This is a genomic window from [Empedobacter] haloabium (assembly GCA_008011715.2).
In the GTDB taxonomy this organism is placed as follows: Bacteria; Pseudomonadota; Gammaproteobacteria; order Burkholderiales; family Burkholderiaceae_D; genus Rugamonas; species Rugamonas haloabia.
Genome location: CP136508.1, coordinates 4,818,708 through 4,831,995 on the forward strand (window position 1 = coordinate 4,818,708; position 13,288 = coordinate 4,831,995).

The following is a 13,288-nucleotide window of genomic DNA, read 5'->3' on the forward strand; positions in this document are numbered from 1 at the left end:
TTGGAAGGTAAAATTCAGGAGTGATTCTCCGAGTACGGCGTTTCTCGACTCTTGCGAATGGGGAAGCGCTAGATTCAGGTATGATCCGAAACAAGGCGATCTAAGTCTGGAACTTATATTCGCGTACAGCGAAAGCCCGGTTGATCACGTGTAGCTTCAAGGCTGTAACTAGACATCGCCCTTGCGTTTACATTGCCACGAATCAATTAGTACTCCCTAGCGATTAGTCTCGTCAACGACCTCACTGGAGAACAAATGTCCCTGAAAATCATTACAGTCGGCGACATGACCGACCACGGCGGCACGGTAATAAGCGGCTCACCCAATCACGACATCCGCGGCAAGGCGATCGCCCGCGTGGGTGACAAAGTCGCCTGCCCGCTGGTCTACCCTGGCGGCAAGCCGCATGGGGTCAACAAGATCACTTCCGGCCACGATACGCTGACCGTTGACGGCATCGCTGTTGCGGTCGAGGGATGTACGACGGAATGTGGTTGCAAGCTGATCGGCAGCATGCCTGCAACGATTGGTTGAGCGCACGGCGTACTGGTGCAGTTACCACTCGACCTTGCTAGACCGAGCATTCTTGTTTCTAACACCGCAGCGCCACTAACATTGCCCAACGCGCGCCCGAAGTCGCCGTCGCCCCACTGAACACGATCGACCAGCACGACGTTGGCGCGGGAGCCGCGGCCTTCGACAAATGGCTGCGCAAGATCAGCCACGATTACGTCACGCTCGAGCGCCTGAGTACAGTGGCCGGCAGCTTGCCGGTCATCGGCAACATCATGGCGCTGATCGACGCCGTCATGGATGTCGTCAACGTTGTCCAGAAATATATCGCCAAGAAGGAAATCGAGTTCCTGGCATGGGTCAGCCTGGGCATCAACCTGATCGGCGTGATACCCCTGCCCGCATCAAGCGCGGCGCGCATGAGCCTGCGCCCTACCCTGCACCTGGCCCGGCAGAAGCTGGCGATAAGCGCCAAGGATGTCGGCACCACGCTGGTCGAGGTGCTGGTCTTGCACCTCAACGCGAAGCTGGCCGGCGAGCTCGACACCTTTATCGACGGCGCGATGGCCAGGCTCTCCGGCATCCTGGACGATTGCGCCAAGCTGGCCGACGGCATCGCCGACGACCTGATCAATATCCTTAATCGCTGCATCGGCAACAAGCCGCTGTTCGACATCGCCGCACCGGCGGAGGTGGAAAGCAAGCTGCACGACCACAAGGTGCAGAGCAGCTGGCGCCGTATGCTGGGCGCCCTGGACCGGCAATATAAACGGGCCGCGAACTACGCCGCGATGCAAAAGGGCGATTTGCCAAAGACCCAGGATGGCCGTCAAATTATGGGTTTGCGCCGGGGAAAGACTCTACAATTACACTGACGCCCGGCACTCAGATCGACCGCTTTGGACGGCCGACAGGTGGATTCGTCGCTCCCGCAGGAACACCCTTCGGTGATCGCGCGCTGCCTGCAGCGTCGTACAACGCGGAATATCACGTATATGAAGTGAAGAAGCCTATTGATGGCGTTCGAGCCGGACCAGCAGAACCTTGGTTCAATCAGCCCGGCAATGGAATTCAATATCAGCTTCCGCGAAGCGTTCAATCGCACCTAAACGCGGGGGAGCTAATCGAACTGCCGAATCGTTGTCCACCACCGCGGAAATAAATTATGTCAAAAAACAAGCTTGTCATCATAGATTTGAAGCACGTCAACGGAACTCCTCTACCAGTTTCGGACCGGACGTTTTATCAGTGCATTAACTGCTGGAGCATTCTCAAGTCCCCCCCTTAGATAACGAGTACTGCGCCTGCGGAAATGTTTCCGTGGACGTTGATGCCGGGAGGGCGGGGGCGAAGAATGAGCAGTGGCTTCGAGTATTGCAGATCACCAATGGCGACTGAAAGCCGCCCAAGATGAGGCTTCGATAGAGGTGTGAAAAAAAAATTTCTACAGCTTTATTTCAACGCCCTTCCAAAGACGTAGATGCTTCCGTGAGACAAAAGATGGGCGCAAATAGAAAACTCCGCTCGCAATTTTTCGAGACCAATTGCATATGTGGACGATGACGTTGTTTGGGTAGCAAAGCGAAATTTTCTTAACAGGACGGATGAGTAGTCATGACTAACATCGTCGATATTGTTGAAGGATGCGATTCTTTTCCCAGCGAATCCTGGGCGCTGCTTTTTGCCAGACTAGCAGTAGAGCAATCCCTATACCCGAAACGCACATACACCTCACCTGCGGAAAGGTTTGCGGCAACTGTTCGCGTACAAGATAGGACCACATCCGAAGCTGGTATTGAAAAATGGGGGTTTTCGGAATTACTGTCTCGACTGAGCGCGTTACCAGCAAGTACGACCTTACGCGTGGAAGAGTTTGGTTCAAAAGAATTTGCAGCCCGTTGCGTATTTACTAGCGATACCTCAAAGCTCTTAGGATGCACTATCGTTAGGAAAAGCCAAAACGTGATGCAGACGCCGCCTGCTTGGGACGGATCGCTCGAAGCTCTGCGACGTTTCAACACGCCTCCTAAATAAGGGGACGCCGAGGAAAAATTCCTGAAGATCAAGGATGAGTGTACACTCTCGAAGCGAAATCGCAGGAAGGGGAAGGCATCATGGCCACTATTTCAACTCAAAATCTGCGCAGAAGCGATGTACCTTTAGAAAAATGCAACTGGTATACATTTTCGGAATTCGCCTTGACCTTCGATCCCATGGTCGAGACTAAAGATGAATCGGATCAATTGCCAGCAAGTGCGACACCATGTGATATTTCGACTGCTGTGGCATTGAGATACTTTCTCTACTGTTGGCAACGCATTGGCAACAATCAAGGCGGCTTAACCCCCGAGGCATTCGAGAAGGTTCAAACAGCTCTACATATTCTTCGTACAAAGGTTTGACGTGCAAATTCAGATGCCCGATCAGTACACCTTGGAACTCAGTTCGACTACGGCAATCGGGATCGCGGACACACTACAGCGCTTCCGCGCAACCCAGCAGCCACTGGAAAATTTCACGGTCGTAATCGAAGAAGGCGACGATAAAGATATCCTTCTGATTTCGTTTATCTCGAAACTAAAGCTTGGCAAAAAGGGGCATGGCAGTATTAACAGCATGGGGCTTGGGATAACGTATCGCATCCGCAGAGATAATGGTCAAGTGTTGGGCGAATCCTTTCACCGATAGTTACCACGCCAAGCTGCAACTTAGGCCGGTAAACCGAGCACTAGCGGCCGACGGTAGTGACGCCCCTGCAGCCGCAGCAATACGTGGTGCCGGACGACACGCATGCGCAGATAAGAGGCTAGCTCAAGAGCTATGATCTTACCAGCCAGATCAGCCTCGGGCATATCAGATTATCGCCTCAAAGGGACATGCGGCTGAGGGTCGTTTTCCAATCTAGCCTTTGTTAATAATATTAATTAACTCGCGCACTTTTCCTTGACAACCTTTAGCAAATCACCAGGCTCGGCAGATAATGATTAATTTTTCGGAAGGAAAACTAAGTCTCGGCGCGCAGGAGCTTTTCTTTACGTCCGATTGTGGTCGCTTGACTTCATTCTGTGCACAGGGTTTGATAGAGAAACGCCAAGACCCCGGCGGCGGCGAGCCTTATTTCTACGGCGTGACCATAGTAGCGGGGATGAAGTTTGGACTAGTTATCACGCCAAAAGAAGATAAAATCGCTTCGCTAGCATTGCATTGGCTGGACGGTCCCTGTACAGGGCAAGGCTGGGACGGCGTAAGTGATGAGTTATTATGGAGTGAATACCGCCTACTGTTGAAGTTTGTGCAGAAGAATGGCGGAGGCCAACCGGATCGCAAGCAGGAACGGCAGCACACGTGGTATTTCAAATGGGGGCAGGTTGTGGTCAGCTACCAACAGCGTGATTTCGTTACGGGCATATTCATTCAGTGCCGCTGATGGCACACCGTCGAAAATTTCGCCATGCCATATTCAATGCGTGGCTGGATCGACAGAAGCACAACAGCCAGTTTGCTCACGCTTACCGCACCACGATAGCTAAGCAGGGTCTGTTACCAGCCCAGCTCCAGCCGCAGATCCCTCGTATTTACCGGCGTTACCGATTCACAGGAGTATAAATGTCACTGAAAATCATTACCGTGGGCGACATGACCGACCACGGCGGCACCGTCATCAGCGGCTCGCCCAACCACGACATCCGCGGCAAGGCGATCGCCCGCGTGGGTGACAAAGTCGCTTGCCCGCTGGTCTACCCCGGCGGCAAACCGCACGGTATCAACAAGATCACTTCCGGCCACGATACGCTCACTGTGGACGGCATCGCTGTTGCGGTCGAGGGATGTACGACGGAATGTGGCTGCAAGCTGATCGGCAGCATGCCTGCAACGGTCGGTTAAAGGCCAGGTATAGTCGGAATAACGGCTGATGGTCGGCTTTTTGTTTCCTGCCACCGCAGGCCACTAACATTGTCGAGATAATTTCACGACAATTCTGTTGACGAAAATACCACCGGACGGCGCTACGATATCGGTCTCTTCAATCTCGTGGAGCCGATATGAAATTGCTAGCCCTCGCAGCCGCCCTGTCCATCCCCCTTGCCGCCCAGGCCGAAGCCACCGCCACCGCGCAGCTCAGCAACTTCCGCTATGAAGTCATCGACCTGGACCTGTCCGACGGCATCGATGCCAAGCTGACTCTGGACGACACGGGTGCCATCGTCATGGCCGGCTATTACGCCAGCCTGGAAGGCACCCCGCTGCCCGATCCGCTCGACTACCACCCGGGCGAAGGCACGGCGACCGTGGCGCACGCAACCGGCAACGCGAGTGCCACCTTGACGGCGACCGGCGCCAGCGCAACGACGACCTTCCACGGTCCGCAGGGCGAGCTGTTCGGTCAGGCGCTGTATGGCCACAACTTTACGTTGACCGCCAATACGCGTCTCGTGCTGTATGCGGACGCGGCGGTCAGCGGCACGGTCAACGCGGACCATTACGGCTACAGCAATGCGATCACGTTCATCACGTACCGGCTGCCGGGTGACGCGGAGGATACTATCGTCGAAGACGGTATCGTCAGCTACATGGGATTGCCGGACACGCGCGCGCTGACGGTCGGCTTCTCTACCGGTGCCGCCAGCGTCAGCGGCACCTATGGCTTCACGGCAGGTACTTACGGCACCGTCGCTGCCGTGCCGGAACCGTCGACCTACGCAATGCTGGGCCTGGGCCTGGCCGCGATCGGCTGGTGCGCGCGGCGCCGGCGGCACCAATAAGGCCTTACGTGCGAAACGCCGGCGCCACGCGGCCGACACCGCCCAGCCGGCGCGCCAGCAACTGCACCACCAGCGCGCAGCCGAACGCCATGGTAAACGCCAGGCCGACCGGCTGCGCGCGCAGCGCAACCGACAGCACCGTGCAGAACACGGCAAATGCGTAATAACCGGTGACCATGCCGCGCAGCAGGTTGACGGCAAACGCAGGGCCGGATTGCACGTGCGAGAATCCCACCAACACCGTGCTCATCACGGGGAACATGGCGAAGAAGCCGGACAGGCGCGGGCCCATCGCGGCGGCGCCGAACGTTACCGCCAGCACCAGCATGGCGCCTGCCAGCATGCGCCACGCCAGATCCGAGCCCGTGGCCTTGGCCGGCGCGTCCTGCGCCATGCGCGGGAACAGCCTGGGTGACACGGCCAGGGCAACAATGACCAGGACGAAGCTGGCTGCCAGCGGCAGTACCAGCAGCCGCAGCAACGCGACCGCCAGCGCATACGCGGCGAGTGCGCGCGCCATCGCGCCCCACATGCCATGGCGCACGGCAGACCACGCATAGGCAATACTGAACACCAGGATCGCCAGCACTGCCATCAGCGTGCCTTCCGCCGCCGTGGCGGCGAACGGCGCGCCCTGCTCCAGGGTCAAGGTCAGCAGGATCGGGCCGGCAACGATGGGAAAGGCGGACATCCAGCCAGCCACGGCCGGTCCCCAGCGGCGGCCCGCCATCGTCACCGCAAAGATCAACAAGGGAACGAGCGTGAGTTTGAGCAGCAGGATGGCGGTCATGAAGGTCGCGGCGATCAAACGAGCGATAGTAACATAGCAACACGACCGCGCTGTGGGTGTGCAGTACAACGCACTGCCACTTTTTATCTTCAGTGGAGCGTGGCTATCCTGCAAGCTTGCCGATGGGGCGTATCGCCTGCTGACCAATTCACTGCCTGATCGCCATCAGCCCCGAGTGCCAATGATGTCGAACAGGCGCTTCGTTTCATCGTTGAGCCGCCGCTCGACGACCGCAGGCTGAAATCGATAGTTCACGTGCAATACGCCGGCATTTCTGCCTTTGCCTGCAACCGTCATTTTCAAGCAAGCTGCCCCTCCATCAATCCGCGTGCCCTTATTGGTGCCATCCACGCGAACTGTTTCCGGCGCGGCGAAATGATCAGGGCTGGGGCTCGCTGTGCATTTCCATCCACAATTTTTCACCCCGCCGCTGCTTTTGCTGGTGCACGAATGTTCCACGATTCTCTCAGGGTTTACCGCTTTATACTCGGCAAGACGAGCAACCCGGAAGTCATCGCGCAACTTGCCGATCCGCCGGTCATATTCCGCCATTCGTGCATCGATATCGGGCGGCATCGCCTCGATCGCTTCAAGGATGACGCGGCGCTTGTCGCGGTACTCGCCAACATAGTTCGACAACGGTGGAACTTCATAATCCGGGGTCGGTCCAGGTGCTTGTGCTTTCGCTGGTACGACGAGCGAAGACAGCAGAACGCCAACGGCGCAACCAATTTTATGCAGCATGACATACCTCCTTTTGAACTGTGGAGAAGTCTGATCGAAAGGGAAAAGACACGGGTCGATGAGACCCGACAAGGCACGCGTCGATGTAGTTACACTGGCCGTGGGTCGGAGCCAGCTACAATTCCAGATGAAGCTGTTATTCCCCAGCGCGTGATTCACTGCGCGTGCCGTTCCATATTCCGTCACCACCTGTTTGCCTGCTACCCTCCCGAAGTAGGCGTCCCATTGGAGATGCCGACGGCTGCCGCAGTAATTGATGAGACTGCGATGCGTCAGTTGGCACGGTCGCGGTTGAGCGAAATGCGCTTCGACAGCGTAACCCTGAAGATTAAAAGGCAGAGTCGTTCACCGCAGGCATGCCAAGGCGAGAAGTGATACCGCCCTCTCGCGGATGTCGGACATTCGAAGATGACTGCAATAGTGGCAATCATCCCGCCAGTCAGGTTAACAGTCTAATGTGCAGTCCGGTCGCGTTGACCGGACTGATCGGACAGTCGTGATGGCGACGTAGAAGGGCTGCCATCAGTCAGCGCACAGATACGAAATTTCCGCCCTGCCCCGCCAGCGGTCGCGAGACGAGCCGTGTGACGAAGCGGGTCGCCGCCCCCAGCGGCACCTCGACCCAGCGGTGGAACGCGGCGCCGGCCAGCAGGCTGGCGCCCCACGCCACGGCCATGCCGAAGGCCTGCGGCTCCGCCTCCGGCGAGACGAAGCGGGTGAACGCCGCGTTCACCAGCAAGCAGACGGCGAAGTGCACCAGGAACACCGAGTAGGAAATCCGGCCCAGCGTGTTGACGGCGCTCCAGAAGCGGCCCGTCGAGTCGATTGTGCTGCGACCGAACAGCACCAGCAGCCCGGCCGTCAGCACGGCCAGCGCGATCCGGCTGCGGAAGTCCAATGCCAGCGCGACGATAGCCGGGATCAGGATCATCGCCAGCAGCGCCAGTACGAAGCCGGGCCGGCGCGCGCGGTCGCCGGCCCACCAGGCCAGCACGCCCAAGCCGTAGCTGCCGAAGAAATACAGGGCCCACACGTCCCAGCCGGCATCGAGGTTGAAATGCAGCAGCGACACGGCTACGCCCAGCGTGACAGCGGCCGGCATCAGCCAGCGCGCAGGCCGGCCGCCGGCGATCGCGCCGCCCAGCCACAGCATCGCTACCAGCAGCGCGTACAGCTGGAAGTCGATCGCGACATACCAGGCGCCGGCGGCGACGGAATCGAAGCCCAGCACGCCATGCAGCAGCAGGGCATGCGCGCCCAATTGATCCAGCGTAGGCGGCGGGGAAATCGAATCGTGTGTCATCCAGCCAGATGCCCAGTCGGAGGCGACCACCGCCAGCAGGGTGGCGGCGATGAACGGCGGTGCCAGCTTGCCGTAGCGATGGCCGATCGCGGCCAGCGGATGGGACACGCCCGGCTGCCCGGTTGGCGCCAGCGACTTCGCGGCCAGGAAGCCGCCGATCACAAGGAAGACCTGGACGGCAATGCGGGCTGTGTCGCCCAGCCAGTCGATCAGGTCGGGCAGCAAGGGCCGTGCGCGATCCGCCATCGGTCCGTAGAACGCCAGGTGATGCAGGACGATCAGCTGTGCCGCGACAGCTTTCAACAGGTTGATCAGGCCAAATTGCGGCTGGCTTCTCAAATCTCGCGTTGCAGTCATCCACATCCCTTACTCATCAGCAATTATTACAGCTTGATGAAATATCAACAGGGCGTGATGATAGCCGAGTTAGCCGGGCGGTGGCGTCTATTACATTCGCTTACACCCGGCTGAGATCAAGGCAAATATGGCGCAACTCGCGATACTGGTGGTCCCCGCACTTTGTCCGCAACATCAGGAGGCAATCATGCACACCCGCACCCCGACGCTGAACGACTGGCTCATCGCCGCGCTATTCTCCACGGGCGTCTATATCGGCTGGACCTTCGCCAAGTCGCTCACTGTCGTGGCGGCAGCCTGCAGCTAGGCCTATTTCCCCTCGCGCAGCCGCCACAGCGACGTCGGCAACGCAATCGGCGCCCCCGGCTTGAAGAACGCCGAGTCCTGGATGCGCGATGTCGTCACGTAGATGCTGCCGTCCGGGCCTTCGCTGAACGTATCGGGCCAGCGCAGGCGCGGGTCCTGCACCAGGATCAGCGGCTGCGCGCCGACGCCCGCGCCGAGCTTGCGCAACTTGATCGAGTCATCCTCCGGCGACGTGATGTACATGCGTTCGCTGCCCGCGGCGATCCACAATCCGTCCGCCACGCCGTTCCTGCCGTAGTCCTGCACCTGGTCGCCGATGTCCTCACCGCGCCAGCCCGCCTCCGTCAGCGCGCTGGTGGCGATGCGGTACAGGGTGTCGCCCTTGATCGCCTGCCAGTACAGGTATCTGCCGTCCTGCGACAAGGCGATGCCGTCGGCCGAGAACTCCACGCCCTTGCCGTCCGGCCGGCGCAGTGGCTTGCCGTCCGCCTTCACGACCAGGCCTTTCTTGGCCTGCGTGGACGGGTGGCCATCGAGCAGGCGCTTCGCCTCGCCCGTCGCCAGGTCGACGACGACGATGGCGCCGCGCACGCCCGAATCCGTGATGTAGGCCCATTTACCGTCCGGCGAGAAGCGCACGTCGTTCAGGTAGGAACCCTGCAGCGCGACGCTCTCGTCGAAGCGGATGTTCTGCAGCACGGCGCCCGTGGCCAGGCTCACGCGCACCAGCTTGGCCCCGCCCGGCACCACCGTTGCCTGCGCCGGCGCGGCCGGGTCGAGCACCCAGACGTTGCCCTTGCCATCCGCGACCACGCTCTGCACGCAGACCCAGTGCTCGGCCGGCGACAGTTCGTCCTTGCGGGCGTTGCGCCAGGCGTTCCAGGCCTCGTCCGGGAACGGCCGCAGCGTGCCGTCCGGTTTCAGCTCGGCCACCGAAATGGGCGAGTCCTCCGTCCAGCGTGGGAAGTTGACGAAGATGCGGTTGTCTTCCGACACCGTGACGCCGGTGACCTGGTGGCCGAAGTCGGCGACTTTTTCGATGCCGAAGTACTTGGTGGTGGGCTGCGCGGCCACCGCGCTGCCGAAAATGCCGGCGGCCAGGACGACCGCGGACCATGCGTGAGACGCCATCCGAATTCCTTTCAATGCCGTTGAAGGGAGCGCCGCGCGGCGGCGGCGAGCTGGACAATCGGGGCGATGATGCCACAGCAGGCCGATGTTTCGGCAAGGTAGCGAATCGGGGTGTCAGGCGCCCGCCGGCGCCACTCCCCTGGATCCGGACCAGCCGGCAAACAGCACGGCGCCCAACACGCACGCGACGCCCGCCCACTGCAGCGGGCCCACGTGCTCTCCCAGCACGGGCGCGGCCAGCAGCAGCGCGGCGACGGGCGCGATGGCAGTCGTCAACGAGGCTTCGGCCGCGCTGACGCGGGCGCAGCCGGCATACCACAGCAAGAAGCCGCCCACCGTGGGCACCAGCGCGTAATAGGCGACGGCCCACAGCGCGGCCGCATCGGGCCGCAGGCGCCACGGCGCCTCGAAGAGCGCGGCCAGCAGCGACAATGCCAGCCCCAATCCCGTCATCAGCACGGACAGCCACAATGCCGGCACGGCCACGCGCATGCGCCGGTTCAGCAGGATGAAGATGGCCTCGCACACCAGCGCCCCCAGCACGAGCAGGTTGCCTTGCCAGGAACCGCCGCCGGTGCCGTTGCCGGTGGCGAGCAGTACGCCGGCCAGCGCGACGGCGATGGCCGCCCACAGGCGCCAGGACGGCCGCTCGCGCAGCGCCAGCATCGAGAACAGTGCCGCCACCAGGGGCAGCAGGCCCAGGATGACGCCGGCCTCGGTGGCGGACGTGCGGCGCAGGCCCGCCATCATCAGGGCCGTGTAGCCGATCGCGCCCGCGCAGGCCTGCACGAACAGCAGTACCCAGTCGCCACGGCCCAGCCGCGGCAGCCGGGCTTTCATCAACGGCACCAGCACCACGAGGAACGGCAGCGCGAGGGCAAAACGCAGTGCCGTTGCGGTGAACGGCGGCAAGGACGCCGCCGCGATCTTGCTGGCCACGACGGTGCTGCCCACCGTGACCATGGCAAGCACCAGGTACAGGTAGCCCAGGGTTCTGCTGTTCATGTGCTCCTCCGAGTGATGAAACCCCGGTACTTCATTCGCTGCGGGGACAGACCCTAGCGGATCAACCGCGCGCTGCCCGACACCCGCACCGGGCTGCCGCGCTCGGGGCCGATGTCGACGTGCAGGTGGCATGGCACGCCCATGTCCTCGCCCTGCACGATGTCGATGGCGCCGCCGTGCGGCCAGCCGATGTCGCGCAGGTAGCCTGCCAGCGCGGCCGCGCCGGCGCCGGTGGCCGGATCTTCGTAGACGCCGCCGGAAGCGAACGGATTACGCGCATGGAAGCGTTGCGCGGTCTCGGCATGGACGATGACGATGGTGGCGTAGCCTTCGCGCCGCATCAGGGCGCGGCCGGCATCGAGCTCGTAACGCATCGCGGCCAGTGCCGCGCGCGAGTCGAGGGCCAGGATCAGGTGGCCGGCGCCGCCGTTGGCGAGCGCGGGCGGCAAGCGCGGATCGAGGTCCGCAAGCGTGTAGCCGAACAGCGCCAGCACCTCGTCGATCAAGGCGGCTGGCGCGGGCACGCTGCTGGTCGGCGGCGACAGCAAGGTGGCCGAGACGGTATCGCCGTCGCGCCGGCCCTGCACGGAAATCGACGCGTGGTTGGTCGTCAGTGGAAAGGTGCCGTCGCCGTTGCGGCGCGCCAGCACGGCGCCCAGCGCGATCGTCGCGTGGCCGCAGAACGGCACTTCCGACTCGGGCGAAAAATAGCGCACGCGCCAGCCGCCGTCTTGCGGCGCGGCGAACGCGGTTTCGGAATAGCCCACCTGTGCGGCCAGCGCCTGCATTTGTTCCGGCGCCGGCAGGGCGGTGCCGATCCATACTCCGGCGGGATTGCCGCCGGCTAGTCCCCCGCTTCCGTCGCCGACGCAAAACGCGGCGAGCCGTTCCACTGCTTCGATCATAGTCTTCCTCCTTTGACCGACGAGTATAGCGCGGCCATCCGAAGGAAAAGACCAGCCAGATTTAGCTTTAGCACTTGCCAGGCGGCGATCTCAAGCAAAGGCTGACCGGGCTATCTGGGTGCCGAGGATATGGCCGGTGTTGCCGCGTCGCTGTTCAAGATCGGGAATGCCGGTGCCCATGACCGGTTTTCCTGCAGCCAATTCAACCTTTGCTGCATCGCGCTGCGCAGGAATTCGACATCGATCCCACTGATCTCATCGCTCGCCTTTCGATACAGCTCGCGCGCCCGCTGTTCGGAACGCGCCAGATGCTGCTCGTTCCACGCCCAGCTTTGATACGTCACTGCATCGTTTTGCCGACTCAGGTTGTCGCGGCCGAGCGGCTGCCGCAATGCCAGGGCAAATTGCTCCCGAGCCTCCATGAAGCGATGCTGGGCAAACAAGAACATAGCGTATGCCCGTATGGCTTGGGACCGATACAGCGGTGAGTAAGCCACCTCCACGGCCTTGCGATAGTACTTTTCGGCAGCCAGGACATTGCCAGCGTTGGCGCCCGCCACCGCCATCGTGTTGTACTCGTAAGTCGTTACCAGGTGAGGTACTTGGTCGGCCAGGTAGAAGGCCTGATCCAGCAGGAAGCCGTTCTGCTGGCCCAAGGCCGCGCTGCCGGTGGTCTGGTACATGGCGTCGTCTTTCGACTCGTGCATCAGCTTGGCGTGTTCCATTTGCACCGACATCAGTCCACGCAGCACTTCCGTCAGCTGCGAACGCACCGTTCTTTGCTTGTCGTCATCTGCCCGCAGTTCTCCCAGTACCGTCGCGAACAGCGATAGCGCGAACGCCAGGATGCTGACCGCCAGCGCAATGTCATCCTTGTGCTTCTCCATGATTCACCCCGGGCAGTCATGGCGTGTTGTAACAGTTAGCCATCATCGTCACGCGCCATGGACCGGGTGCGTGCGTCCAGTCACCAGGGCTGTTGATGAAGGCTTGCCCGATCACATTCGCGAATGCCGGCGGCAGCCAGCCCTGGTCGCGGCCGAGGCGAATGGCCCAGCAATCCGCCATCGGTTCGTTGCGCCCCACGTGCTGGTGCGCGCACTCGTGGTAGTACACGAAAAGCTGCACGAATGCCGGGTATCGAAACAAGATTGGGTTGAGGATTATCTGGCCGGGCAATGCCATTCCGATGTCGTTGATGGGAGCCACCAGGGTGATCGCCCCATTGCAGCTAACCGGAACGCCACCAATGATCGGGCTCGGCCCGAGATTGTAGGGCTGTCCCCGAACGGGATGTGCCGCAGCTAGCAGCATCGAAGCGAGCAGCACGGTTGCTGCGTAGGTGGTCTTGCTGGCTTGGCTGTGCATATCGCCTCCCTTGGCTGTGGTAGAGCCTACGAACGATGGGCTCCCGATATGCAAGTTAGACCGGTCTACGACTGGATATTTGAGGTAGATCAATGCCCTGAGA

General features: G+C 61.0%; 16 protein-coding genes. 8 read left to right on the forward strand and 8 right to left on the reverse strand.

The genetic code is table 11. The features are described from left to right. Positions 1-255 precede the first annotated feature (255 nt). From E7V67_021120 to E7V67_021155, 8 genes are all read left to right on the forward strand, one after another. Positions 256-534 carry a PAAR domain-containing protein gene (locus E7V67_021120; protein WUR12179.1) on the forward strand — a complete coding sequence of 93 codons (279 nt, stop codon included), beginning with the start codon at positions 256-258 and terminating at the stop codon, positions 532-534. A 254-nt stretch (positions 535-788) separates the two neighbouring features. Further along, the gene (locus E7V67_021125; protein WUR12180.1) at positions 789-1,388 is read left to right on the forward strand and encodes a hypothetical protein; all 600 of its coding nucleotides are present in this window, start codon (positions 789-791) and stop codon (positions 1,386-1,388) included. Positions 1,389-2,127: 739 nt separating this feature from the next. Then, positions 2,128-2,547, forward strand: a complete 420-nt coding sequence (locus E7V67_021130; protein WUR12181.1) for a hypothetical protein — start codon at positions 2,128-2,130, stop codon at positions 2,545-2,547. 38 nt (positions 2,548-2,585) lie between these two features. Further along, entirely contained in the window at positions 2,586-2,915 is a 330-nt protein-coding gene (locus tag E7V67_021135; GenBank protein WUR12182.1) for a hypothetical protein, read from the forward strand. Between the two features lie 13 nt (positions 2,916-2,928). Then, entirely contained in the window at positions 2,929-3,201 is a 273-nt protein-coding gene (locus E7V67_021140; GenBank protein WUR12183.1) for a hypothetical protein, read from the forward strand. A gap of 292 nt (positions 3,202-3,493) precedes the next feature. Next, positions 3,494-3,940 (forward strand): hypothetical protein, encoded by a 447-nt coding sequence (locus E7V67_021145; protein WUR12184.1) that lies wholly within the window; start codon positions 3,494-3,496, stop codon positions 3,938-3,940. 179 nt (positions 3,941-4,119) lie between these two features. After that, a complete protein-coding gene (locus tag E7V67_021150) occupies positions 4,120-4,398 on the forward strand; it encodes a PAAR domain-containing protein (GenBank protein ID WUR12185.1) in 279 nt (92 codons plus the stop codon). Positions 4,399-4,556: 158 nt separating this feature from the next. Continuing rightward, positions 4,557-5,276 (forward strand): PEP-CTERM sorting domain-containing protein, encoded by a 720-nt coding sequence (locus E7V67_021155; protein ID WUR12186.1) that lies wholly within the window; start codon positions 4,557-4,559, stop codon positions 5,274-5,276. 4 nt (positions 5,277-5,280) lie between these two features. Here E7V67_021155 and E7V67_021160 read toward each other — a convergent pair whose 3' ends face one another. From E7V67_021160 to E7V67_021195, 8 genes are all read right to left on the reverse strand, one after another. After that, entirely contained in the window at positions 5,281-6,066 is a 786-nt protein-coding gene (locus tag E7V67_021160; GenBank protein ID WUR12187.1) for a hypothetical protein, read from the reverse strand. A gap of 165 nt (positions 6,067-6,231) precedes the next feature. Continuing rightward, complete coding sequence (locus E7V67_021165) at positions 6,232-6,810, reverse strand: hypothetical protein (protein WUR12188.1); 579 nt, start codon at positions 6,808-6,810, stop codon at positions 6,232-6,234. Positions 6,811-7,336: 526 nt separating this feature from the next. Continuing rightward, a complete protein-coding gene (locus E7V67_021170; GenBank protein ID WUR12189.1) occupies positions 7,337-8,470 on the reverse strand; it encodes an acyltransferase in 1,134 nt (377 codons plus the stop codon). 309 nt (positions 8,471-8,779) lie between these two features. Beyond that, positions 8,780-9,907: an L-dopachrome tautomerase-related protein gene (locus tag E7V67_021175; protein WUR12190.1), complete on the reverse strand. Its 1,128-nt coding sequence runs from the start codon at positions 9,905-9,907 to the stop codon at positions 8,780-8,782. Between the two features lie 114 nt (positions 9,908-10,021). Continuing rightward, positions 10,022-10,912: a DMT family transporter gene (locus tag E7V67_021180; protein WUR12191.1), complete on the reverse strand. Its 891-nt coding sequence runs from the start codon at positions 10,910-10,912 to the stop codon at positions 10,022-10,024. A 53-nt stretch (positions 10,913-10,965) separates the two neighbouring features. Further along, entirely contained in the window at positions 10,966-11,817 is an 852-nt protein-coding gene (locus E7V67_021185; GenBank protein ID WUR12192.1) for a PhzF family phenazine biosynthesis protein, read from the reverse strand. Between the two features lie 110 nt (positions 11,818-11,927). Beyond that, positions 11,928-12,704 (reverse strand): hypothetical protein, encoded by a 777-nt coding sequence (locus E7V67_021190; GenBank protein WUR12193.1) that lies wholly within the window; start codon positions 12,702-12,704, stop codon positions 11,928-11,930. A gap of 16 nt (positions 12,705-12,720) precedes the next feature. Beyond that, positions 12,721-13,185 carry a hypothetical protein gene (locus E7V67_021195; GenBank protein WUR12194.1) on the reverse strand — a complete coding sequence of 155 codons (465 nt, stop codon included), beginning with the start codon at positions 13,183-13,185 and terminating at the stop codon, positions 12,721-12,723. Positions 13,186-13,288: the final 103 nt, after the last annotated feature.

Bases quoted from the DNA above. Each gene is read 5' to 3' on its own strand.
- E7V67_021165 (WUR12188.1), bottom strand. From the start codon at position 6,810: ATGCTGCATAAAATTGGTTGCGCCGTTGGCGTTCTGCTGTCTTCGCTC.
- E7V67_021170 (WUR12189.1), bottom strand. From the start codon at position 8,470: ATGACTGCAACGCGAGATTTGAGAAGCCAGCCGCAATTTGGCCTGATC.
- E7V67_021190 (WUR12193.1), bottom strand. From the start codon at position 12,704: ATGGAGAAGCACAAGGATGACATTGCGCTGGCGGTCAGCATCCTGGCG.
- E7V67_021175 (WUR12190.1), bottom strand. From the start codon at position 9,907: ATGGCGTCTCACGCATGGTCCGCGGTCGTCCTGGCCGCCGGCATTTTC.
- E7V67_021150 (WUR12185.1), top strand. From the start codon at position 4,120: ATGTCACTGAAAATCATTACCGTGGGCGACATGACCGACCACGGCGGC.
- E7V67_021185 (WUR12192.1), bottom strand. From the start codon at position 11,817: ATGATCGAAGCAGTGGAACGGCTCGCCGCGTTTTGCGTCGGCGACGGA.
- E7V67_021145 (WUR12184.1), top strand. From the start codon at position 3,494: ATGATTAATTTTTCGGAAGGAAAACTAAGTCTCGGCGCGCAGGAGCTT.
- E7V67_021125 (WUR12180.1), top strand. From the start codon at position 789: ATGGCGCTGATCGACGCCGTCATGGATGTCGTCAACGTTGTCCAGAAA.
- E7V67_021155 (WUR12186.1), top strand. From the start codon at position 4,557: ATGAAATTGCTAGCCCTCGCAGCCGCCCTGTCCATCCCCCTTGCCGCC.
- E7V67_021130 (WUR12181.1), top strand. From the start codon at position 2,128: ATGACTAACATCGTCGATATTGTTGAAGGATGCGATTCTTTTCCCAGC.
- E7V67_021160 (WUR12187.1), bottom strand. From the start codon at position 6,066: ATGACCGCCATCCTGCTGCTCAAACTCACGCTCGTTCCCTTGTTGATC.
- E7V67_021195 (WUR12194.1), bottom strand. From the start codon at position 13,185: ATGCACAGCCAAGCCAGCAAGACCACCTACGCAGCAACCGTGCTGCTC.
- E7V67_021120 (WUR12179.1), top strand. From the start codon at position 256: ATGTCCCTGAAAATCATTACAGTCGGCGACATGACCGACCACGGCGGC.
- E7V67_021180 (WUR12191.1), bottom strand. From the start codon at position 10,912: ATGAACAGCAGAACCCTGGGCTACCTGTACCTGGTGCTTGCCATGGTC.
- E7V67_021140 (WUR12183.1), top strand. From the start codon at position 2,929: ATGCCCGATCAGTACACCTTGGAACTCAGTTCGACTACGGCAATCGGG.